The sequence below is a fragment of the Rhodocytophaga aerolata genome, assembly GCF_030503435.1.
In the GTDB taxonomy this organism is placed as follows: Bacteria; Bacteroidota; Bacteroidia; order Cytophagales; family 172606-1; genus Rhodocytophaga; species Rhodocytophaga aerolata.
Map to the genome: position 1 here is coordinate 328,160 of NZ_JAUKPO010000001.1, position 24,302 is coordinate 352,461.

The window sequence follows — 24,302 nt, forward strand, 5'->3', positions numbered from 1 at the left end:
TAAGGGAGCGGTTTAATGTTAAAAGATACATTAACTAGGTTCGAGCTATATAATGATATAATTAAAAGAAAGTACAAAGTTTGCTTCAGTCTGATAAATCCGGATGGTAAGAATTAAAAGCAGGGAATAAAAAGTGCATGTGGTCCACGTTCTATTCCCTGCTTTTAATTTACTCCTTAATTGGTGTTCATTTGCCCGGCGGCTTCCCGTTGCTGTTGCATCGGGTTTTTAGGTGTCATTTTCCGTTCCTTATATAGTTGAAACCTGGTAGGCACGGATTTTCTTGGGAACGCATTATTTTCTGTATCAATGTCAGCAGTTTCCAGGTACGGGTCTAATGTAAATTGTGCTACAGGTTTTTCCGTAAAAAGCACTTTATTTATCTCCTGATTATTCATTCGCCATACTTCCGCCGGAATCCGCACTACTTTCTCGGTGCCATCTTCAAAGTCCATTTTAATGATTAATGGCATAATGGTACCGCCATTGTTTTTCAAAGAAAGCACATAAAAATTCAATCCTGAATCTACCAGTTCTTTTTCTTCCGGAGTTAGAGAGTTATAGTACCGTTGATATTTTGCACGATCGGCTTGTGTAACCTGGTATGGATCATAAGAATTATAAAAGTCAGACACGGCAGTATCCCGTTCCTGTAAGGTACTCTTTATATCTTTCGCATTCTGTATTTTACTTAGGGTTTGCGGATTAGCTTGTTCTTTGGCTAAGGGTTTCTCAACCTCCGGATTTTGCGTGTTAATCTGATAATGTGTTACATCGGCCAGGGCTATTTCTACCGGATTCGTGCTATAGAACCAGCCTCTCCAGAACCAGTCCAGATCCACACCGGAAGCATCTTCCATGGTGCGGAAAAAATCTGCCGGATGCGGATGTTTAAAAGCCCATCTGCGGGAATATTCTTTAAAGGCATAATCGAACAACTCACGTCCCATTACCGTTTCGCGCAGGATGTTCAAGGCTGTAGCCGGTTTACCATACGCATTTGCCCCAAACTGCATAATCTGCTCAGAATTCGTCATAATCGGTACCAAAGCCGTAGGATCGCTTTTCATATAAGGTACAATTTTATATGGCTCCCCCCGTCTGGACGGATAATCCCGCTGCCACTCTTGTTCGGCCAGAAACTGGCAGAAGCTATTTAACCCTTCATCCATCCAACTCCACTGCCGCTCGTCTGAATTAACAATCATCGGGAAAAAGTTATGCCCAACCTCGTGAATAATCACCGAAATCATGGCATATTTAATTTGTTCGGAATAGGTACCATCTGGTTCCGGACGTCCGCCATTAAAACAAATCATCGGATATTCCATGCCAAACACTGGTCCATGTACAGAAATAGCTACCGGATATGGGTAATCGATGGTATGCTTGGAATAAACCTGTAAGGTATGGGCTACTACTCTGGTAGAATACTGGCCCCACAGTGGATTTCCCTCTTTAGGATAATACGACATGGCCCAAACTTTTTTCCCGGCAATGTTTACCTGCATGGCATCCCAGATAAATTTCCGGGAGCTGGCCCAGGCAAAATCCCGTACATTTTTGGCTTGGTACACCCAGGTTTTTGTGCCCTTTGCTTTGCTTTTTTCGGCTTGTTCGGCTTCCTGTTGCGTAACAATTACTACTGGTTCTTTGGTATTTTTTGCTTTTTCCCAGCGTTTTAACTGAGTAGAAGTTAATACCTGATTCAGATTCTGGCATTCACCGGTGGCCGCCACTATATGATCTGCCGGCACGGTAATAGCCACTTTATAGTCTCCGAATGGCAAGGCAAACTCTCCCTGACCTAAAAATTGTTTATGCTGCCAGCCATACACATCGTCATAAACGGCCATGCGCGGAAACCATTGGGCTATTTCATAGAGGTAATTGCCATCTTTTTCAAAATATTCAAAACCTGTACGGCCTCCCAGTTTTTTCTGGTCATTGATGTTATAGTTCCAGTCTATTGAAAACGCAAACGTACCCTTTGGCTTGAGCGGCCGGGGCAGGTCTATCCGCATCATGGTTTTATTGATATTGTACGTCAGTTTAGCGCCAGATTTCTCTTTAACAGCAGTAATTTTATAGCCTCCGTCAAACTTCTCCCGTTTCACAAAGTCCAGGGCATCAAACGATAGGTTATCATTCAATGTGCCTGTTTCGGTCTTATACGTATCTGAGTCTTTAGAAAACAAATTCTGGTCTAACTGTACCCACAGATAGGTTAGCTCATCCGGAGAATTATTAGTATAGGTGATTACCTCTGAACCGGTAATATGCTGTTTTTCATCATCGAGCTGCACTTTAATATCATAATCTGCTTTCTGCTGCCAATAATCCGGGCCGGGAGCACCAGAGGCACTCCGGTAGGTATTGGGTGTAGGCAGCATGGTGCCTAACTGCTCAAACTTTGAATTAGCTGGCTTATATTCCTCCTGCGCCCACAGCTGTGTGTATAGTGTGCAGCAAAAGATCAGAAAACAAACTCTTTTCATCTGGTTATACGGTATGTTGATAAACTATAAAATTAAACTTGCTATTTTCTTATTGAGGGCAACTATTGCTCTAATTGCATTCTTCAAAGATAAACAATTCTGTAGAGAGCGCACAGGCTTCAGAATATATTTGTCTTGATAAGCAGGGTAATGGCAAAACCAATGACAATCCCAGAGACAATCAGAATCCAGTCACGCCGGGACACCTTTAATATATTCTGGAAAACGACAGCCAGGCAGAGCACCACAAACACTATAGCCAATTGACCTATTTCCAGACCTATATTAAATGCCAGCAGGGGCTGAAAGATGCTAGCCTCTTTCCCTAGCAAACTTCTCAGATAATTAGAGAACCCCAGCCCATGAATTAACCCAAACAGAAGAGCCATGCCATATCGGAGCTTAGGTGTTTTTTCATCCGTGAGTCTACCGGTAGTTTTAGGATTGTTGAACAGATTACCAACCGCCGTCAGCACTATAGTAACTGGTATAAGAAATTCGATAATATCGCTGCGGAACCGAACCATGTTCAGCGTAGCCAAGGCCAGGGTGATGGAATGGCCTACGGTAAAAGCCGTAACCAGAATTAACACCTTTTTCCACTCTCTGAACTGATATATTATGCAGAGCGCCACAATAAACAGGATGTGGTCGTAGCCATTTAAATCTGTAATATGAGAAAATCCTAGTCTTAAATACGCTTCAAATTCAGTCATTTCTACAAGCAACTTGGGTAATCAGCATACATTACGAGCAATGCATCCTGAGAAAATACACTTAATGAGATTGGAAGTTTTACTATGATTTTAAAAATTCAAGGGGTCCAGATGCTTAAAATGGCCATTCAACCGGATTCTTTCTTTGGTTCGCTCCATATCCTGTATCAAAGGTATAGCATTTTGCAAATGTGTAACTAAAAACTCCTGCCGGCTTTTTTCTGAAGGCATAGTCAGCAACTGATATTCTTGCTCCGTGGAAAGGCCAATCTTATGCGCTAACTCAAAAGACAGGTACTGATACAGTTTAAAATCCAGGTTCAGGTTTAGTTGCAACAGGCTATATAATTGCTTTACTTGGCCTATCAGCTGGGTAGTTATTGGCTCACTGGCATCGTCGATGAGTTCCAGGGCTTGTACTTCGCCGCCCGCATACAATTTGCTTTTCACTGGATTTTCAAAACTCAGCAACTTAAAAATACGCAAGCCTTGTGTTTCAATATCCATTTTGCCATCTTCATATATCTTGCTTATCGCAAGCAGGCGCATTTCTGTACCATACCCTTCAATTTTATTATTAATAAAGCACGGAATGCCAAAAGTGGTATGTTGTGCATAGCATTCAGTAATTAACTGTTTGTAGCGGGGCTCAAAGATGTGCAGGTTAAGTTTTTCCTTCGGATACACCACCAGATTTAAAGGAAAAAAAGGCAGAAAATGGTTCATGGCTCACAGAAAATTGCGGGTAAAATTACAAAGTAAACTCATTAATGCATAATAAGTTTGCTTCGCATCAGGTTTCTATCTGAGGCATCATAAGGCAATAAACTATCAGGTGGCCTGAAAACTGATGGCAGGCATCCACGAGTTGTTTGTTCCTAAACGTATGGTTGGATACTGATCCGTTAAATAATGGCGCTAGAAATTAACTGCCTTCTGCCTGCTCTACCCGAATTCCTACACTCATGATAGATGGCAGTGGATCTTGCCGCATATATTGTTTTAGTCTGATGGTGTACGTGCCAGCTTTGGGAAATTTGAAATTTGGCAACGCCACAATCTGATGGTCAAAAATATCACCTAAGCCATTTCCTAGGGGTTTACCGGTTTTAGGGTCTAACAACGTTAACTCTTGCAGGCGGGCGGATACCTGGTTACCCTCTTCATCCAGCAAGTAGTAAGTCAGGTAGAGGTTATAATACGGATATGAATTAGCATTGCGGATGTTGTAATAGATATTGTAAGCTGCCGTAGAATCAGTAATAGTAAATGTAAAACTTGGGATACTATCAATATACCATTGATTGTTAGGAATTGTATGATTTTGTTCATACACCCTGTCTGAATCGCAGGCAAAAAAAATGGTGCTAATGGCTACTACAAATAAAATATATTTCATCATGCGCAAATAAAATAAATTATCCGCAATTCGTAAGCTCTCTACGCATTGCGGATAATCAAAATTATTCAGTTTTTGGTTTTGGTTTCTTTTTCTTCTTCTTCTTTGGCCTGTCTGTTTTTCCGTTTAAGCTTTTATCGGCTAGTATTGGCTTTTCTGTAAGTGGCTTATCGGCTGGTACAGGTTTTTCACCGGTAGGCCTGTTATGCCTTGGATTTTCTGCCCCTTTTGGCTTTTTGTTCTTTTTCTTATCAAACCGTTCAAGATCGTTTTGAAGAAGGGCATCTGCTTTTGCTTCTTTTTTTGCATCTGATCCGTTTTCTTCCAACTCCAAAGGTTTTAAGCCTTTTTTGTTCATGGCCAGAATTTCGTTTACCCGTTCTACCGGAATAGGATGCCAGGTACTTTCATTGTCATAGCCAAACCAGAGCAGTTTCTTGAAAATATCAGTCTTTTGTAAAAATACCGGCCCCTTTTCAGTCATTAATGGGCCTTCTACCGTGGGAATATCTTTTAATGCATCCATGTACGTATCCAGTTCGTAGTTGAGGCAGCATTTGAGCCTGCCACACTGGCCAGATAACTTACTGGGATTCAACGATAAATTCTGATACCGGGCAGCAGCCGTGGATACACTTTTAAAGTCGCTGAGCCAGGTGGAGCAGCAAAGTTCACGGCCGCAGGAACCAATGCCTCCTAAGCGACCGGCTTCTTGCCGGAGGCTGATCTGTTTCATTTCCACCCGTATTTTAAACTCTCCAGCCAGCAGTTTAATCAGTTCACGAAAATCTACCCGTTCTTCGGCAGAGTAATAAAAAGTAGCTTTGGTATTATCTGCCTGATACTCTACATCCGTCAACTTCATGTCCAATTTTAATTCCTGGGCTATTGCACGGGTGCGGTATAAAGTAGGCATTTCCCGGAGCTGGGCCTGCTCAAATTTTTCCAGATCTTTGGCTGTGGCTACCCGGTAGATAGGCCGGATATCATCGGTTTCTTTCACACCTTTTTTCAGCATTTGTAACCTGACCAGTTCACCCTGTAAAGAAACATGTCCCATATGATGGCCATTGGGCACGTCTACAATCACCGGGTCGCCGGTATACAGCTCCAAATGATCGGTATTGCGGAAAAAATCTTTGCGTCCTCCTTTGAAACGGACTTCTACTATATTGAACCGGCTGGTAGCAGGAAGGTCCATATTACCAAGCCAGTCGAAAACATTCATTTTATTGCAGCCACCTGTACGGCAGCCACCATTGTTGCGGCATCCTGCCACTTTTCCGTCAGCTGTTTTGGTGCCGCAGCCGCCGGACGAACAACTCTTACATCCCATGTTATGTATATATTTAATCAGTAAGCTGGCTTACTTACCAACCTACCTACCCAACGCATTGATTTATTTATATATATTGAAATATACTGTTACTAAAACACTTTCAGCGTATGTTACTGATGGTATGAAGTTCTGTGATTATTCAATCTTCAACCAGTGTTTCAAGTAAGTGGTATACTTGTATGAATGATTATACATACTATATCTGTTAAACTTCACTTATCCGGATACAGAAGTTTTCAAAGTTACTAACTATTTATATTTAAATAAAGAACATCTAAACCAATGTCTTTTCTATAATATTTATTTTCCCACTCAATTAGTTGAGCGGCTGCCCGTGATTTTTGTAGTGCCTCCTCTAACGTAGTGCCAGTGGCCGTAAGCGCTAAAACACGGCCGCCATCTGTTACAACAGTACCATCTGGCAGTTGCTTGGTAGCTGCATGAAAAGCCGTTACTTCCCTTATTTTGTCTAACCCACTGATAGCCTTCCCTTTCTCATACCCTTCCGGATACCCACCTGAAACTAGCATAGTCGTAGCAGCCGGATTCGGATCTATTTCTAGCTGTATATCATTCAGTTTTCCCTCCGCTGTTGCCTGCAATAAGGCGACCAGGTCGGTTTTAACTCTGGGAATGACTACTTCTGTTTCCGGGTCTCCCATGCGCACGTTATATTCGATAACGTACGGATCGCCTTTTACATTCATTAAACCCAAGAAAATAAATCCTATATAATGGATGCCCTCTGCCTGCAAACCTTGGATAGTTGGCTTAATTACCTGCTCGTCAACCTTCTGCATAAAAGCAGCATCTGCAAAAGGTACAGGAGAAACAGCACCCATCCCACCAGTATTTGGCCCTGTGTCCCCTTCTCCTATTCGTTTATAATCTTTCGCTTCCGGCAGGGTTACATAGTTTTTGCCATCTGTCAGCACAAATACAGACAGTTCAATACCTGACAGAAATTGCTCTATGACTACTTTGGCGCTGGCCTCGCCAAAACGTTTATTGGCCAGCATATCTTGCAGGGTGGTGCGGGCTTCTTCAGTTGTCTGGGCTATAATTACACCTTTCCCTGCTGCCAGGCCATCGGCTTTTAATACCACTGGCAGGCTGTGTTTGTCTACATAGCTCAGGCCTTGAGATAAAGTTTCGTAGGTGAATGTGGCCGAACTAGCCGTAGGGATAGCATATTTCTGCATGAAGGATTTAGCAAAGTCCTTACTGCCTTCCAGGCGGGCGCCCGCTTGGTCAGGGCCAATTACCGGGATGGAAGCTAGTGCTGCATGCGCAGCAAAGTAATCTTTAATACCGCGCACCAAAGGTTCTTCCGGACCCACTACTACCAGTTGCACAGCGTTGTCTGTTACAAACTGAGCTATTGCCTTAAAATCGGTTACAGAAATGGATACATTTTGTGCAACGGAGGCGGTGCCTGCATTACCTGGAGCTATAAACAAGCGGCTGCATAAAGGGCTTTGGGAAATTTTCCAGGCAAAGGTGTGTTCTCTGCCCCCAGAGCCAAGTATGAGTATATTCATAAGAATGACGAATGACGAATGATGAATGACTATGTAATACGCAAGCAAGGTACTACTTATTCATTAATGATTCGTCATTTGCTGTTAATTTGCTACTTCTGAAATAAACTTAATCCGCATCAGCCGCAGTTCTTCTTCAGAATACTCTTTGCCTAGCTTGTTTAAAGCTACCTGAATATTATCCGTATCGGCATTCATAAAGTAATCAAAAATATCTTCTTGCCGTTCGTCGTCCAGCACTTGGTCTATGTAGTAATCCAGATTGAGACGGGTGCCAGAGTAACAGATATGCTCTATTTCTTCCAGCAGTTCAGCCATATCCAGGTCTTTAGATTCAGCTATTTCTTCCAGATCAATTTTACGGTCTATCTGCTGAATGATGAATATCTTGATTTTCGACTTGTTTACCGTGGATTTAACTACTACATCTGAAGCCGTTTCAATATCGTTTTCTTCTACGTATTTAGCGATCAGATCTATAAAGGGCTTACCAAACTTAGCTACTTTCCCCATACCTACCCCATTGATCTGGGCTAGTTCTTCTCGGGTGGTTGGATAAGTAGTGGCCATTTCTTCCAATGAGGGGTCCTGGAAGATTACATATGGCGGTAAGTTTTTCTCTTTTGCCAGTTTTTTACGCAGGGCTTTCAGCAGTTCGAATAACACCTGGTCGTGTGCTTTAGAGGAAGTAGTAGCAGGGGTATCGTCTTTATCGTCATCTTCTTCTGTTGCACTGGAATAATCGTGGTCTTTGGAGAAGGTGATCGGATAAGGATTTTCAACATAGTTCAACCCTTTTTCTGTAACGTGTAGCACGCCATAATTATCAACATCTTTGTCCAGATAGTCGAACACCAGAATCTGGCGGTAGAGAGAGTTCCAATAGGTTGCTTCCTGCTCGGCCCCCTGACCATATACGTCTAGTTTGTTGTGGTTATAGCTAATGACGTATTGGTTTTCCTGGCCTCTTAATACATCTACCAGGTGTGCAGCGCCGAAACGTTGGTCAGTTTGCAACACCGCCTTAATGGCAAGCACTACTTCATCCTGGGCCACAAATTTTTCTTTGGGTTTCAAACAGTTGTCGCAGAAACCACAGTCTTTATCCATGTGTTCGCCAAAATAATGCAGCAACTGGCGGCGGCGGCAAACAGAAGATTCGGAATAAAAAGCCATTTCCTGCAACAGGTGCTTGGCATTGTCTCTTTCAGTAACGGGTTTGTCTTTATTAAATTTCTCTAGCTTAATAATGTCGTTATAGCTATAGAACATCACACAATTACCTTCCAGGCCATCTCTTCCGGCCCGGCCAGTTTCCTGATAATAGCCTTCCAGCGATTTTGGCGTATCGTAGTGGATTACAAAGCGGACATCTGGTTTATCAATACCCATCCCAAAAGCAATAGTTGCCACAATAACATCTACTTCCTCATTCAGGAATGCATCCTGGTTGTGCATGCGTACCTGCGGATCAAGACCTGCGTGGTAAGGCAAAGTCCGGATATCATTTACATTCAGCAACTCGGCTATCTCTTCTACTTTTTTGCGGCTTAGGCAGTAAACAATGCCTGATTTACCTTTATGGTTTTTTATGTATTTGATCAGCTGTTTTTTGGTATCTGTTTTTGGCCGGATCTCATAATACAGGTTTTTCCGGTTGAAAGACGATTTAAAAACAGCCGCCTCCTCCATTTGAAGGTTTTTCTGAATATCCTGCTGTACTTTAGGCGTGGCAGTGGCTGTAAGTGCAATCACCGGCAAACGGCCTAAGTTATCAATAATGGTTTTAATCTTACGGTATTCCGGGCGGAAATCGTGGCCCCACTCGGAAATACAATGTGCTTCATCTATGGCCACAAAAGAAATATTTGCTTTCTGAAGAAAAGCCACATTCTCTTCTTTAGTCAGTGATTCCGGCGCTACATACAACAGCTTTACTAATCCGGAAAGGGTATCTTTTTTAACTTTGGTAATTTCGGCTTTTGTGAGGGTGGAGTTAAGGAACTGAGCGTTCACGCCTACGGCATTTAACTGATCTACCTGGTTTTTCATCAACGCAATAAGCGGAGAGATGACAATAGCTGTACCGGGTAAGGCAATAGCGGGAAGTTGATAGCACAACGATTTGCCTGCTCCCGTCGGCATAATGACAAATGTGTTTTTACCTGCCAGCACATTCCCAATTATAATTTCCTGGTTACCTCTGAATTGGCCGTAACCAAATACTTCTTTTAATTTATCTTTTAAATTTGGGGCCTGATCTGTTAACATCTTTTATTTTATAGACAAAAAAGTGACTGCTTTTTATATATTTGCTACGAAGTTCATCAAAAATACACAATAACAAAATTACAAAGGGAAGTTAGTAAAAAATAAAGTGAAAAATGCAAAATTTAATAAATCAATCTCGCATAAATTATATTTTATATCCAGTGAGCAGAGCATATGGCTTAGGGCAGCTGTAAGGTACAGTTACCTTTTTATGTTTGAAGGTGTACAAAACGCACGAATATAACAACCTAACAATCAATTTACTACTATTCTATTTTTAGAGTCCTTTATTTTTGCAACACTTCTTTACTTTCGTTTTCCCTAACTGATCTGATCGCTAAAGTGAGATAGAACTCTTTGTTTTTTTACAGAAAAAATTCAAAAAATTACATAATACTTTTATAATGTATTTATCAGCTAAACAACCGAACAAATGAACAGAAATAATTATGTAGTAATAATGGCAGGTGGAGTAGGAACGCGCTTTTGGCCTTTCAGCCGTACAAATTTTCCAAAGCAATTTCATGACGTATTAGGCACCGGTAAAACCTTGTTGCAACAAACTGCTGAACGATTTGAGGGGGTCTGCCCTTCTGAAAATATTTATATCGTTACCAGCCAGGAATATAAAGAACTTGTTCAGCAACAACTGCCATATTTGTCCGCTCACCAGATATTACTGGAACCTACCCGCCGCAATACCGCTCCCTGTATTGCGTATGCCTGCTACAAAATAGCTGTTAAAAATCCGGAGGCTAATATTGTGGTAGCCCCCGCAGATCATATTATTTTAAAAGAACAGGAATTTAAAGATACCATCCGCAAGGCACTGGCTGCTACAGCGGAACAGAATATACTTATTACACTTGGTATAAAACCTAGCCGGCCCGACACCGGATACGGCTATATTCAATACATTCCGCAGAGCACCTCTGAAATAAAGAAAGTAAAAACATTTACCGAAAAGCCTCACCTGGAACTGGCTAAAAAGTTTATTGAAAGTGGGGAGTTTGTATGGAATTCCGGAATTTTTATCTGGAACGCACAAGCCATTATTCAGAATTTTGACCAACACCTGCATGAAGTAGCCGAGCTTTTTGAAGAAGGAAAAAAAGTATTCTACACAGACGAAGAAGAAAGTTATATTAAAAAAACGTATTCTTTCTGCAAGAATATTTCAATAGACTATGGTATTATGGAGAAGAGTGAAGAAGTATATGTGCTGCTGAGTGATTTTGGCTGGTCGGACCTGGGCACCTGGAAGTCCTTATATGACGTATCGGAAAAAGATTCTTCCGGCAATGTGATAGATGGGCAAGTAATGACCTATAACACAACTAATTGCATCATTAAAACTCCGAAAGACCGCCTGGTAGTAGCCCAGGGATTAGAAGGGTATATTGTAGCTGAATTCGACAATGTGCTGCTGATCTGCAAAAAAGACGAGGAGCAAAAAGTTAAAGATTTTGTAGCCGATGCTAAATCAAAAGGCGCAGAATACATTTAACTAACCACCACCGGTTTAACTATTTTTAAAGCAGACATAGCCCTCCTGGGTTATGTCTGCTTTTTTTACAGGATTTTCATATTGAATAGCTATACCTATATATTATATTAAGTTTCTATTACTTCTATTAAATAACTCTGAAAAGGTTTAGTCACTGATGCACCTCCTTCTTCATGTCTGTAAAGTGTAAAATTAACTTTTGTTCTTTTCAACCTTTTTAGGCAATTTTTGGTTATTTCTGATAAATACTGAATTTTGAACATGCTAGCGTCTACTTCTGCTATACAAACTGAGCAACCGTCTAAAAAAAATTTCACACCTGCCCGCCCACGGACTGGGGTATTACTTGTAAACCTAGGCACACCAGATAGTCCATCTGTGCCAGATGTACGAAAATACTTGCGGGAATTTTTAATGGATGGTAGAGTAATTGACATTCCGTTCATTTCAAGATTCTTCCTGGTTAATTTTATTATTGCACCTTTCCGGGCGCCTAAATCAGCAGAAGTCTACAGAAAACTCTGGACAGACAAAGGGTCACCATTAAAAATCTATGGGTATGAGGTAGCTTCTCTGCTGCAACAGGCTTTGGGAGAGGAATACCTGGTTTCGTTGGGTATGCGTTACCAGAGCCCAAGTATAGAGAGTGCATTGCAGGAGTTAAAGGATAAGGGGCTGGACAATATTATTGTTGTTCCTTTATTTCCTCAGTATGCATCGGCTACTACTGGTTCTGTACACGACAAAGTAATGGAGATTGTACGTACCTGGCAGATTATACCACAAATCAACTTTATTAATAGTTTTTTGCAGCATCCTAAGTTTATAGAAACTTTCGCCTTGCTGGGTAAGAAGTATATAGCCGAACATCCGTTTGACCATTATATATTTACCTATCATGGCTTGCCTGAGCGGCAGATACGCAAAGGGGATGCAACCAATACCTGTCTGCAGGGCAACTGTTGTGGTTCCTTGCATGCGCTAAACCAGCATTGCTACCGGGCACAGTGTTTTGAAACTTCTAGATTATTAGCGGCCGCTTTAGGCATTACGCCAGATAAATACACCGTTTCGTTTCAGTCCCGGTTGGGGAAAGACCCATGGATTAAGCCCTATACTGATGATATGATTTCGGAACTAGCGGCCAAAGGGGTGAAACGGGTGCTGGCTTTCTCACCCTCGTTTGTATCTGATTGTCTGGAAACCACTATTGAAGTAGGAGAAGAGTACAAAGAGTTGTTTGAAAAAAAGGGTGGGAAACACTGGCAACTGGTAGAAAGCCTCAACAATCATCCCTTATGGATAGAAACGCTGACAGATATTGTTCATAGAAATAATGTAAAGGCCTGATTTACTGATAACGTAGAAAAGAAAGGGTTATAAGTTTTTGTTACTATAAGAAAAATCTAATATTGTGCCGGGCCAGGTGAAGTGCCCCCAAAATTACTCTCATCATCTTTTTAAGGAGATTGCCTGTGTAGGTGTTTCAGACAAATTTTTCTGGAAAAAGTTTTAATTTATGCCAAAAAAAAGGGGCTATTATTTGGTATTCCGTATTCATTTAATAAATTTCACATCAGATTTATAGACTGATTAAGCAAGCAAAGGTAATCCCAGGTTGTATAAAAGTATAGTGCTGTTTATTTTATCTCTACCGGGTAATTCAATGATGGCAACAAACCTGGTAAAAATCTTCAATACATTTTGTTTTACAATAAGCTATGGATTCGCAACTATTGCTGCAAGAACTAGCACAGGGATTTTCTACGGCAGCTATAGGAAAGGAGTTTTTCCGCTCACTGGCCCAATATCTGTCGAAAGCTCTGGAAGTTGATTATGTATTTATTGGTGAGCTTACTGCTGTCAGTAATGAGGCCGATGCAAATCAGGCTTCTGCTCTATACAATCAAACGGTGAGGTCTATCGTGTTCTGGAGCCATGGCGCAGAAACCAGCAGCACACAATATCCACTGGTAGGATCTCTGTGTGAATATGTGGTAAAAGATAATTTCTGCTCTTTTCCATCCAATGTACAAAAGCAATTTCCTTACAACCAATCCCTTAAGCAGTACCAGGTAGACAGTTATGTAGGTATTGCGTTATATAATTCACAGAAGCAAGTAGCTGGGCTAATCTATATTATGCATGGAGCCCCTATCCAGAATATTTCTCAAACTGAGTCTTTGCTTAGAATAGTTGCACGCCGGGCAGAACTTGAGCTGGAGCGTAAACAAAAAGAACGGCAGTTGCTGGAGAAAAATCAGCAGTTGCAACAAGCGCAGGATTTACTACTTCAACTCAACGAACAACTTGAGCAGCGGGTAAATCAGCGTACCAAAGAACTACAAGCAGCCAATACGCAAATACAAACCTTGCTGGAACGCGAAAGAGCAGCCCGCCTGGAGGCCGAAATACAGCAAAGGCAGGTGGAAACGCTGCTCCGGCAAGCGCCGGTTGCCCTTGGAATTTTGAGCGGACCAGCTTACACTATTATGGTGGCCAATGAGGCTTTATGCAAAATGCTGGGCAAACCTCAGCAAGAGGTAATCAATCATCCGCTTTTTGCTATATTACCTGAATTAAAAGGCCAGGTATTTGAAAAATTGCTGGATACAGCCTTTTCATCCGGAGAGCCTTTGGCTGGCACGGAACTGCATGCCATAATTACGCGGAAAGGCGAGCGCAGGGAGGGATATTTGAATCTGGTTTACCAACCTATCCGCGATCCTAAAGGTGAAATCACAGGAATTATTGTGGTAGTGCATGAAGTTACCGAACAAGTAATAGCCCGCAAAAAAATTGAAGAAAGTGAATCCAGGATATTACAGATTCTGGATAGTATTCCGCAGATAGCCTGGACTTCACTGCCGCACAGCCTTAACATTGCTTTTTTCAACAAACGCTGGTACGACTATACCGGTTTAACGCAGGAGCAAAGCCAGGATGCAGGTTGGCAAAAAATTATTCATCCGGATGATTTGCCTACAGTAGTTGAACGCCGTACGAAGGGACGCAGTGAAGGAAAATCGTACGAAATAGAAAACCGGTATAAAAGAGCCGATGGTACGTACCGCTGGTATTTGAGCCGAATTGTGCCCATCCGGGATGAGCAGGGGGCCATTTCTTTGTGGGTAGGCACAGCCACCGACATTCATGAGCAGAAAGTAACACAACACAAGCTGGAGCACACCCTCAAAGAACTCAACGATAAAAATTACGAACTTGACCAGTTTGTCTACAAAACCTCTCACGACCTCAGAGCTCCGTTAACCAGCATATTAGGCTTAATTAATATATCCAGGCTGGAACAGGAAGAGGCCACCCGAAAAAATTATATGGACCTGATAGAAAACAGGGTGCATAAGCTGGATAATTTTATTCACTCTATGCTGGAATATTCCCGGAATGCACGGACTACTACAGCTCAGGAAAAGATTAACTTCCATACGCTTTTACAGGAATGTTTGGCAGAACTGACCTATATGCGGAATTTTGGCCAGCTAACGGTTAGCATGGAGGTTCACGGAGATAATTTTTATTCAGACAGGTTCCGCCTTAAGATCATTTTTACAAACCTGATATCCAATGCCATTAAATATCAGGATTTTGCAAAAGAGAAGCATTACCTGAAAATACGTATTTCCATCACCCCCGAACAAGCTACTTTTGAATTTACAGATAATGGCACCGGCATTGAACCTCAGTTCCAGGAAAAAATATTTCAGATGTTTTTCCGTGGCTCCGAACACTCCGATGGGTCAGGGCTGGGCCTATATATTGTAAAACAGACTGTAGATATTCTTCAGGGAAAGATAAGGGTAAACAGCCAGGTAGGCCAGGGTACGTGTTTTACGGTAACCTTACCCCTTTACCTCACTCAATAAATTTTGATGATATTCAGCTCAAACCAAGCTGCTGTAATCCTTTTTTAACACCTGGCAACACCTGAAAATGCCCTTAAATATGGGATAAGTAATCATAACTAATCCATGCCCATACAAAACCTCTTCATACAGATAACACTTTGCTAGAAACAGCCCTTGCGCAAACTTTTTACATTCAACCTACTTACTTGCAGCAAATAGTTGCGTAGAAACTATTATCTATAAAAAAAATTCAAGTAGATAGTTGTTTTTTTATATGAATGATGATAAACTAGCTAGTGCATGTTGGTAGCCTGACTGAATAGTAGTTAGTTATCTGGCAAAAATACGTTGGTAGGAGCCCCGCTAAACAAGCGTATTACCGGCTACTTCCTTTTCTTAGATACCTTACCCTGTATACACCTTTTTAACCTTTATTTATGAACATTTCAGAAAAAGTATCCAGCCGGAGAAGTTTTTTAACTACTACCGGAGCAGTGGTTACCGGCAGCTTATTACTGAATCCACTTTCTGTAGCTGCCCAATCTGTTGCTTCCGCAGATAAAAAAATGCGTCTGGCCATGGTGGGCACCGGCAGCCGTGGCATCGGCATGTGGGGAGTTGATGTACAGAAACAATACAATCAGCATATAGAATTTGTAGGCCTTTGCGATACCAACCCAGGCCGGCTGGAATATGCCAAAAGCCGGATGGGTGTTGCTTGCCCGGTGTATACCGATTTTGAAAAGATGATGAAGGAAGCAAAACCAGATATGTTAATTGTAACTACGGTGGATGCCACGCATCATGAATTTATTATCAAAGGAATGGAAATGGGTGCCAATATTATCACCGAAAAACCCATGACTACGGATGAAAAGAAATGCCAGGCCATACTGGATGCAGAAAACCGCACCGGAAAAAAAGTAACCGTTACCTTCAACTACCGCTACTCTCCCCACCGGGCCAAAATGTATGAATTACTACGGCAGGGGGCCATTGGCAAATTAACTTCCGTGGATTTTCACTGGTATCTGGATACCAGCCATGGAGCAGATTACTTCCGGCGCTGGCACCGCCTGGAAGAAAAAAGCGGCTCATTGTGGGTTCATAAAGCCACCCACCATTTCGATCTGCTCAACTGGTGGATAGACAGCGATCCATCCGAAGTATATGCCTCAGCCTCTCTGGACCATTATGGCAAAAACAATCCGTTCCGCCACACCCACTGCCGGCCATGTCCGCATAAAGAAAAGTGCAACTTCTACTGGGACATTACCAAAAACAAAAACTATATGGAGCTATACGTAAATAACGAAAAGCACGATGGCTACCTGCGTGACGGCTGCGTATGGAAAGAGGATATAAATATTTATGATAAAATGGCGGCGACTATTAAATACATGAATGGCGTACAAGTGAGTTATTCGCTTACTACCTATTCTCCCTATGAAGGCTATCGGGTTGCCTTTAATGGCACAGAAGGCCGTTTAGAAGCGTGGATCGAAGAAAGTAACCCGGTAGAAAAAAGAGACTACGATGAACTAATGCTCGTCAAAAATTTTGGCAAACGGGAGTTTTTCAAAATTCCGCACGGCACCAGCGGACATGGTGGAGGCGACAGATTGCTGAAAGACAAAATATTTTTACCAAATAAGCCAGATCCCTTACGCCAATCAGCTGGCACACGGGATGGTGCCTTATCTGTGCTGGTTGGGGTAGCCGCCAGGAACAGCTCTAAAAGCGGGCAACCAGTTAAGATAGCTGATCTTACATCCATTAAACCACAGACTCAGAAAGCATAACGCTACCTGCCTGACTAGCAAAAAGCCTTTCTATTAGCAACATAGAAAGGCTTTTGCTAAACATATGAAACTTATTACAGTTTAAAAGCCTGGCGGGCAAGCAATTTCCATTGTCCTTGCTGCTTCTGCCATACCAACAAAACTCCCAGATTTACATTTCCAGGCTGTCCGCTGTTTACTACTTCGCCAGTAAGCTTATGCCGGACAAGGGCAGTGTTTCCAGCTAACTTTATGGTCTGTTCTGTGAGGTTGATGCTTTTAAAATCAGCCTTCCCACTGGCTAGTGCCTCTACAAAAGCAGCTTTATCTTCTATTAACCCATTGGAGTGCCCATACGTGAGTTCTGTAGCAGCTATGTTTTCCAGCGAAGAGCGGTTTGCATCTAACATGGCTTTTTTGAGGCTTTCTACGGCAGCCGCTACTTCTTTTTCCTCTTTTGACTGAGCCTGTAAACTACTGCTGAGAACTAAAAATAAAAGTAATCCTAAAAGTTTTTTCATGGGTGTATGGGTTAAAACGGAGTGGATTGGTAACAAAGCGAAATTTATTAAAAATTACCTGTAAGTAAAACAGTTAATTTGTGCAAGCCATGCGTCTCCGCTTTTCCTGCACATTAGCCATTTTTCAACCAACTTATAAACATTCAGTACTCTGCGTTGTTCACTATAGAAGATAGGTATACCTTTGAGGTTTGTGGGTTTGGATTAAGTCAGATACGGCAGAAAAGAATGGGTATCTCTTTCCGGCAGTTGATTCCAGGCATCTATTCCAATATATAAATACATATTTTTTCCGCTACTTATCCGCAAAAAAGAATAAAAGCGTATTTTCATTCATTTCTACAGTCAAAATTAGTATGCCATGTCTACTGATGTGTTAGTTACAGATGTATTTGCTATTCAAACCACCGATGGGCTGCATTTGCAGGGAAAATACTGGAAAATAAACAAGCCTAAAGCCATTATATGCCTGGTACATGGCCTCGGCGACCATATAGGCAGGCACATGCATGTAGGTGATTTTATGGCTGCACACCAGATTGCCATGGTAGCCTTTGACCTTCGGGGACATGGAAGATCAGAAGGCAAAAGAGGGCATATTCCTTCCTATGAAGTTCTGTTGAATGATGTTGAACGTGTACTCACGTATACCAAAAGCCTTTATCCCGATGTTCCTCTCTTTCTGTATGGACATAGTATGGGTGGCAATCTTGTAGCTATTTATGTATTAAAAAAGAAGGTAGATATACTAAAAGGGGCAATTATTTCTTCCCCCTGGTTGCGGCTTAGCTTTAATCCTTCTGCTATTCAACTGACTTTAGCTAAGCTGGCGAGCAAAATTTATCCTAAGTATACGCAACCCAATGGCCTCAATGCTAAGCAACTTACCCACGATCCGGAAATAGCCAAAGCCTATGTGTCAGACCCACTGGTACATACACATATTTCTGCTACTTTATTTTTTGGGATGTACCAGAACGGGGAATGGGCCATTAAGCATGCCGACCTTTTAAAAATTCCTGCACTCGTTATGCATGGAGAAAACGACCCTATCACCTCTATGCCGGCTACCCGGGAATTTGCCCGCAAAGCTGGTAATTTAGCTACCCTTAAGGTGTGGGACGGACTTCTGCATGAGACGCATAATGAATCTAACCGGATGGAAATACTGGCCTATATGAAAGACTGGATTCTGAGCCATAGTTAGTTTTACACTTTTGTTGAATAGAATTTTTATTTTTTTTCCTTCCCGCATAGGGGTAGTGCTCTTTCTGCCTGTCTTATCTACAAAAGGATCAAAACCGGTTTTCCTCCACAAAATGATAATTCAATAAATTATTGGATATATCCAACTTATAACGTAGGCTGTTGCTTTAACCTATAAATCAACCGCTTATACTATATGTATTCAACTAAAAACAATAAAACTGCATTTTTACTTCGCAAAAAAATCTATTTCAATAGAAAACAATGAACGTATCGAAAGGTTTACTCTTGCTTATCTTTTGTGCTCTATTTGGGTATAGCCATGCACAAAGTAAATATACCATCAGCGGCTATATAAAGGATGCCCGGAGTGGGGAAGAACTCATTGGGGCTACCGTGTATGTACAGGAACTAGGTACCGGGGCCACTTCCAATGCCTATGGATTTTACTCGCTCACCCTACCTGAAGGAAACTATACCCTCTTATATAGTTATGTTGGGTTCATCAATCAGAAAAAAGCCCTAACCCTTACCTCCGGACAAACCATTAATATAGAACTCTCCGAGGAAAGTGTGCAGATGCAGGAAGTAGTAGTATCGGCTCAGAAAATGGATGAGAACGTGACGGAGGTGAAAATGAGCCGGGAAAATATCAAGATTGAACGCATCAAATCCATGCCTGCCCTGTTTGGTGAGGTAGATGTGCTCAGAAGTTTGCAGATGCTGCCCGGCATCCAATCTGCTGGCGAAGGCACCACCGGCCTGTTTGTACGCGGAGGTTCTGCTGATCAGACTCTGATGCTGCTAGATGAGGCTACCGTCTACAATGCTTCTCACTTTCTGGGCTTTTTCTCTGTTTTCAACCCGGATGCCATTAAAGATATTGAGCTTTATAAAGGCGGTATCCCGGCAGAGTTTGGCGGCAGACTAGCCTCTATTGTGGATGTACGCATGAAAGATGGCAACTCTAAAAACTTTGCAGCCTCTGGTGGCATTGGTACCATCTCCAGCCGCTTAACGTTAGAAGGCCCTCTTGTTAAAGACAAAGCTTCGTATATTATCTCTGGCAGAAGAACCTATGCCGATTTGTTTTTGAAACTTTCTCCGGATGAAGCCATCAACAGCAACACCTTGTATTTCTACGACCTGAATGCCAAAATGAATTACAAGATCAATGACAAAAACCGTATATTCCTGTCAGGCTACTTTGGAAAAGATGTTTTTGGCTTTGATGATGTCTTTGGGTTGAACTGGGGCAATACCACGACTACGTTGCGCTGGAACCACCTGTTTAGTCCTAAATTATTTCTCAATACAACGGTCTTGTTCTCTGATTTCAACTATGGCTTCGATATAAACGACGGCGCACAAAACTTTCAATGGAAATCGAATCTGCAGGAATATGCGCTGAAACTGGATTTCAATTACTTTCTTAACCCTAGCAATGAATTAAAGTTTGGGTCTAACACCATGGTTCACCGCTTTTCTCCGGCTACCATTAAACCTAAAAATTCCAACTCTATTTTTGAATCCTTTGCTTTGGATAATAAATATGCCGTAGAGCAAGCCTTTTACCTGAGCAATAACCAGAAAATCTCTGACCGTTTGTCGTTGCAATATGGCCTGCGTTACTCTTTATTCCAGAATGTAGGGCCAGGCCGGGTATTCCAGTATGCCCCTGGTGTGCCAAAAGCGGATAATACCATTGTAGATACAGTAAGCTATGGCCGTCTTGAGAAAATTAACCTCTATCATGGCCTGGAACCTCGGCTGGGTGCCCGCTTCCTGGTAGATCAGAACAGTTCGGTGAAGGCTTCTTACAACCGCATGCGCCAATACCTGCAGATTGCCTCCAACTCTACGGCCGGCCTACCCATTGACCGATGGGTACCTGCAGATAGCTACATTAAACCTCAAATTGGCGATCAGGTGGCCGTAGGGTATTTCCGTAATTTTAAAGACAACATGTTTGAGGCTTCGGTAGAAGTCTATTATAAGTGGATGCAAAATCAGATTGACTTCAAAGATGGCGCAGAAATATTATTGAATAATAACCTGGAAGCCGAGTTGCTTTCGGGCAAAGCCTGGGCGTATGGCTCTGAATTTATGCTGAAGAAAAACACCGGCCGCACCACCGGCTGGATAAGTTACACCTTAGCCAAAGCGCAACGGCAAATTGAAGGCATTAACAATGGCAACCCTTACAGCCCCCGCTACGACAGGCGGCACAATGTGTCTCTGGTACTTACTCATGAGCTCAGCCCCAGACTATCTCTATCCGGCAACTGGGTATATACCACGGGAAGTGCAGTCACGTATCCACAAGGATTTTATGAAGTAGAAGGCCAACGCATAGCCTACTATCCGCAGGAACGCAACACCAGCCGTATGCCAGCTTACCACCGCATGGATTTATCGCTCAACCTGGCCGGCAAAAAGAAGCCTGGCAGAAAATGGGAAAGCAGCTGGAACTTCTCCTTATACAATGCTTATGCCCGTAAAAATGCCTTTACCATCCAATTCAGAGATGTGATTAATGGTGACCCTGGTGTAAGTGAGTTTGATGATGATCTGGTCATTAACACCCGTGAACCCAAAGCGGTAAAAACCTCCCTGTTTGGCATCGTGCCTTCTGTTACTTATAATTTCAAATTTCAATAAGTCATGAAAACAATAAACATCTATATTTTTGCCGGGTTGCTTTTTCTTTTATCCGCTTGTCAAGAGGTGATAGAGGTACCTCTGGATAATACAAATCCCAAACTAGTGGTAGAAGGAGCTATTACCAATCAACCGGGGCCCTATTATGTTAAACTATCGCAGACAGGCGACTTTTACAGCACGGCCCCTGCTCCCAAAGTAACCGATGCAGTGGTGACCATCTCGGATGATGCAGGCAACAGTGAGGTATTGACGCACCTGTCTGATCAGCCTGGTACCTATGCGACCAGCAGTTTACAAGGGGAAACAGGCCGCACCTATACCTTAACTATTGTGCACGAGGGGCAAAATTATCAAGCACAGTCCAAGCTACTTCCAGTAACGAATATCGATAAACTAGAGGTGCGGTTTGTGCCTGAAAGCCCTACCAAAGACGAAGGCTATTATATTTATTTCTTTGCCAAAGAGCCGCAGGGAGAAACCAATTATTACCGGTTTATGGTGTATGAAAACGATTCGCTCTACAACAGCATCAACGACTTGCTGGTGAGCAATGATGATTTTATTAAAGGAGATATCGAAAACCTGGAATTAGGCTATGCCTTTCAGTTAAATGATGAAGTGAAGCTGGAAATGCATTCGATCAGCAAAGAAGTGTACGACTACTACATTGGCTTAATTAACATTTACAACAATGACGGGGGCTTGTTCAGTCCGCCTCCGGTGAATCCGCCATCCAACATCAGCAATGGGGCTTTGGGTGTTTTCCGGGCATCTTCGGTAGTTTCACAAACCGTTACCATTACAGGCGAAGAATAATTTTAGCACTTGTTTATACATATTTTACACCCCACCGATAATTATTTGTGGGGTGTTTCTTTTTATTAACGTCAATTCAGGTACGTGCGCTCTTATTGCTATTCTAAGTATAATTATTTAATTTAATCAAATAATTCTATTCGTGAGTAAACCGATTTTATAACTTCTGCCTGTAGTATTAAATATCCACACCTATGAAGAAACTTACTATTTCCGCTGACAAATGCCTTCTGGGTCTTTTTTTATTGATTAGTAGCATATTTACAGGTATAGGCCAAGCATTCGGTGACGATCCGAAAACACTGGAAATAGGCTCTGCTGCCCCGGATTTCAACCTGAAAGGCATTGATGACAAAATGTATAGCCTGAAAAGCTTTGCTGATGCCAACGTATTAGCCATTATTTTCACCTGCAACCATTGCCCCACTGCCCAGGCTTACGAAGACCGCATTAAACAACTGGTAACCGATTATAAAAGCAAAGGCGTAGCTATTGTGGCTGTATCTCCGAATGACCCGGAATCTGTCAGGTTAGATGAACTGGGCTACTCAGACATGGGCGATACATTTGAGGAGATGAAAATCCGGGCAAAAGACAAAGCCTATAATTTTCCTTACTTGTACGACGGCGAAAATGAAAAAATGTCTATGGCCTATGGACCGGTAGCTACTCCGCATGTGTTTATTTTTGATAAAAACCGCAAACTCCAGTATACCGGCCGTATTGATGATTCTGAAAAACCAGGTACACCCAAAGTACACGACACCCGCAATGCTATTGAAGCCTTACTGGCCGGAAAACCTGTGCCGGTAGCCAAAACAAAAACCTTTGGATGCTCTATTAAATGGGCCGATAAACGGGATTATGCGAAGAAGGCCTATGTAGATTGGGCTAAAGAAGAAGTATTGCTGGAGATGATTGATGAAAAGGGTTTAAAAGAATTGATTAAAAATGACTCGGACAAATGGCGGCTTATTAATGTGTGGGCTACCTGGTGTGGCCCCTGTGTAACTGAATTTCCTGAGTTTGTGGATATGAACCGGATGTACCGCAACCGGGAGTTTGAGTTTATTTCCATCAGTGCCGACAAACCCGACAAAAAAGACAAAGCTTTGGCATTCTTAAAAAAATCGCAGGCATCCGGAAAAAACTATCTGTTCAACTCGGAAGATAAATATGCGTTGATAGAGGCTGTTGATAAAAACTGGCAAGGTGCCCTCCCCTATACTCTTTTAGTCGGGCCTGGCGGTAAAATTGTGTACAGCAAGCAGGGCACCATTAATCCGCTGGAAATGAAACGGACCATTGTAGAGCAGTTAGGCAGGTATTATTAGTTTTCCCACACGCTTACGCTTAGCCATCAGGCCGCAGTTCTATACTTTGCTCATCCGGCAACAGAAACAGGTATACATTTCCTGATCTCTTTTGCAAAATCTGTTGCCGTTTCTTTTATTGCATGCGTATATCCCAACAATGCACTACTTTAGTGGGCTAAACGTATAGGAAACCCTTATAATTAACTTGAGACTTTTATGGAAAATCCGGTAATCATTTTAGGAGCTGGCGGCCTGGGCCTGGTAGCATTAGATGTTTTTCAGAGCAATGGGGTAGTGGTATACTGCTTCCTGGACGATAATACTGAACTACATGGCAAGGAAATACACGATGTATCGGTACTGGGCAGCACCGACGATGAAGGCTACCTGAAATTGATCGGCAAAAAATGTGAAGCATTCATAGCTACCGATGATACTAAACTCCGCAAGCATCTGGTAGAAATGCTGAACGAACGCCGGAAAATGATGCCGGTTAACGCCATCCACAATCAGGCATACATTTCTTCGCTGGCTACTATTGGGCACGGAAACCTCATAAGCGCCGGCACTATTCTTAATACGGAAGCAAAAATAAGCAACCACTGCATTCTGCATGCACGGGCTGTAATAGATTACCAGGCAGAGCTGGGAGATTTTGTACAGGTAGGCACCGGCAGTATTATTAACTCTGGCGTAAAAATAGCGAATGATGTATTTATAGGCGCTGGCGTTACGGTAGTTTCCGGCATCACTATTGGCAAAGGTGCCCGCATAGGGGCAGGTTCGGTGGTTATAGAGAATGTAGCAGCCAATGCTACAGTATTCGGCAACCCTGCCAAAGCCATTGGAAAATAAATTGAG

Annotated in this window: 18 protein-coding genes; 9 read left to right on the forward strand and 9 right to left on the reverse strand. The window is 42.3% G+C overall.

The features are described from left to right. Window positions 1-176 precede the first annotated feature (176 nt). From Q0590_RS01285 to recQ, 7 genes are all read right to left on the reverse strand, one after another. A complete protein-coding gene (locus Q0590_RS01285) occupies window positions 177-2,498 on the reverse strand; it encodes a M1 family metallopeptidase (RefSeq protein ID WP_302035661.1) in 2,322 nt (773 codons plus the stop codon). A gap of 119 nt (window positions 2,499-2,617) precedes the next feature. Next, window positions 2,618-3,214: a HupE/UreJ family protein gene (locus tag Q0590_RS01290; RefSeq protein WP_302035662.1), complete on the reverse strand. Its 597-nt coding sequence runs from the start codon at window positions 3,212-3,214 to the stop codon at window positions 2,618-2,620. A 90-nt stretch (window positions 3,215-3,304) separates the two neighbouring features. Next, window positions 3,305-3,940: an LON peptidase substrate-binding domain-containing protein gene (locus tag Q0590_RS01295; protein ID WP_302035663.1), complete on the reverse strand. Its 636-nt coding sequence runs from the start codon at window positions 3,938-3,940 to the stop codon at window positions 3,305-3,307. Window positions 3,941-4,139: 199 nt separating this feature from the next. Continuing rightward, window positions 4,140-4,613: a gliding motility lipoprotein GldH gene (locus Q0590_RS01300; protein WP_302036274.1), complete on the reverse strand. Its 474-nt coding sequence runs from the start codon at window positions 4,611-4,613 to the stop codon at window positions 4,140-4,142. Window positions 4,614-4,677: 64 nt separating this feature from the next. Next, window positions 4,678-5,949 (reverse strand): PSP1 domain-containing protein, encoded by a 1,272-nt coding sequence (locus Q0590_RS01305; RefSeq protein WP_302035664.1) that lies wholly within the window; start codon window positions 5,947-5,949, stop codon window positions 4,678-4,680. 248 nt (window positions 5,950-6,197) lie between these two features. Next, a complete protein-coding gene (gene purD / locus Q0590_RS01310; RefSeq protein WP_302035665.1) occupies window positions 6,198-7,493 on the reverse strand; it encodes a phosphoribosylamine--glycine ligase in 1,296 nt (431 codons plus the stop codon). Window positions 7,494-7,577: 84 nt separating this feature from the next. Then, window positions 7,578-9,764, reverse strand: a complete 2,187-nt coding sequence (gene recQ / locus Q0590_RS01315; RefSeq protein ID WP_302035666.1) for a DNA helicase RecQ — start codon at window positions 9,762-9,764, stop codon at window positions 7,578-7,580. A 433-nt stretch (window positions 9,765-10,197) separates the two neighbouring features. Here recQ and Q0590_RS01320 point away from each other — a divergent pair, with 433 nt between their 5' ends. The 4 genes from Q0590_RS01320 (at window position 10,198) to Q0590_RS01335 (ending at window position 16,939) form a co-directional block, all read left to right on the forward strand. Further along, window positions 10,198-11,271: a mannose-1-phosphate guanylyltransferase gene (locus Q0590_RS01320; protein ID WP_302035667.1), complete on the forward strand. Its 1,074-nt coding sequence runs from the start codon at window positions 10,198-10,200 to the stop codon at window positions 11,269-11,271. A 261-nt stretch (window positions 11,272-11,532) separates the two neighbouring features. Next, a complete protein-coding gene (gene hemH / locus Q0590_RS01325) occupies window positions 11,533-12,621 on the forward strand; it encodes a ferrochelatase (protein ID WP_302035668.1) in 1,089 nt (362 codons plus the stop codon). A 371-nt stretch (window positions 12,622-12,992) separates the two neighbouring features. Beyond that, window positions 12,993-15,155 (forward strand): sensor histidine kinase, encoded by a 2,163-nt coding sequence (locus Q0590_RS01330; RefSeq protein ID WP_302035669.1) that lies wholly within the window; start codon window positions 12,993-12,995, stop codon window positions 15,153-15,155. A 419-nt stretch (window positions 15,156-15,574) separates the two neighbouring features. After that, entirely contained in the window at window positions 15,575-16,939 is a 1,365-nt protein-coding gene (locus Q0590_RS01335) for a Gfo/Idh/MocA family protein (RefSeq protein ID WP_302035670.1), read from the forward strand. Window positions 16,940-17,013: 74 nt separating this feature from the next. Here Q0590_RS01335 and Q0590_RS01340 read toward each other — a convergent pair whose 3' ends face one another. Then, window positions 17,014-17,439, reverse strand: a complete 426-nt coding sequence (locus Q0590_RS01340) for a nuclear transport factor 2 family protein (RefSeq protein ID WP_302035671.1) — start codon at window positions 17,437-17,439, stop codon at window positions 17,014-17,016. 204 nt (window positions 17,440-17,643) lie between these two features. Then, window positions 17,644-17,772 (reverse strand): hypothetical protein, encoded by a 129-nt coding sequence (locus Q0590_RS01345; protein ID WP_302035672.1) that lies wholly within the window; start codon window positions 17,770-17,772, stop codon window positions 17,644-17,646. Between the two features lie 28 nt (window positions 17,773-17,800). On the opposite strand from Q0590_RS01345, the gene Q0590_RS01350 reads away from it, so the two are divergent. The 5 genes from Q0590_RS01350 to Q0590_RS01370 all read left to right on the forward strand — a co-directional run bounded on the left by Q0590_RS01350 (window position 17,801) and on the right by Q0590_RS01370 (window position 24,296). Continuing rightward, the gene (locus Q0590_RS01350) at window positions 17,801-18,646 is read left to right on the forward strand and encodes an alpha/beta hydrolase (RefSeq protein WP_302035673.1); all 846 of its coding nucleotides are present in this window, start codon (window positions 17,801-17,803) and stop codon (window positions 18,644-18,646) included. A 263-nt stretch (window positions 18,647-18,909) separates the two neighbouring features. Next, window positions 18,910-21,306, forward strand: a complete 2,397-nt coding sequence (locus Q0590_RS01355; protein WP_302035674.1) for a TonB-dependent receptor — start codon at window positions 18,910-18,912, stop codon at window positions 21,304-21,306. 3 nt (window positions 21,307-21,309) lie between these two features. Beyond that, the gene (locus Q0590_RS01360) at window positions 21,310-22,125 is read left to right on the forward strand and encodes a DUF4249 domain-containing protein (protein ID WP_302035675.1); all 816 of its coding nucleotides are present in this window, start codon (window positions 21,310-21,312) and stop codon (window positions 22,123-22,125) included. A 194-nt stretch (window positions 22,126-22,319) separates the two neighbouring features. After that, on the forward strand, window positions 22,320-23,459 hold the full coding sequence (locus Q0590_RS01365) for a redoxin domain-containing protein (RefSeq protein WP_302035676.1): 1,140 nt from the start codon (window positions 22,320-22,322) through the stop codon (window positions 23,457-23,459). A gap of 198 nt (window positions 23,460-23,657) precedes the next feature. After that, window positions 23,658-24,296 (forward strand): acetyltransferase, encoded by a 639-nt coding sequence (locus Q0590_RS01370; protein ID WP_302035677.1) that lies wholly within the window; start codon window positions 23,658-23,660, stop codon window positions 24,294-24,296. The last annotated feature ends 6 nt before the right edge of the window (window positions 24,297-24,302 follow it).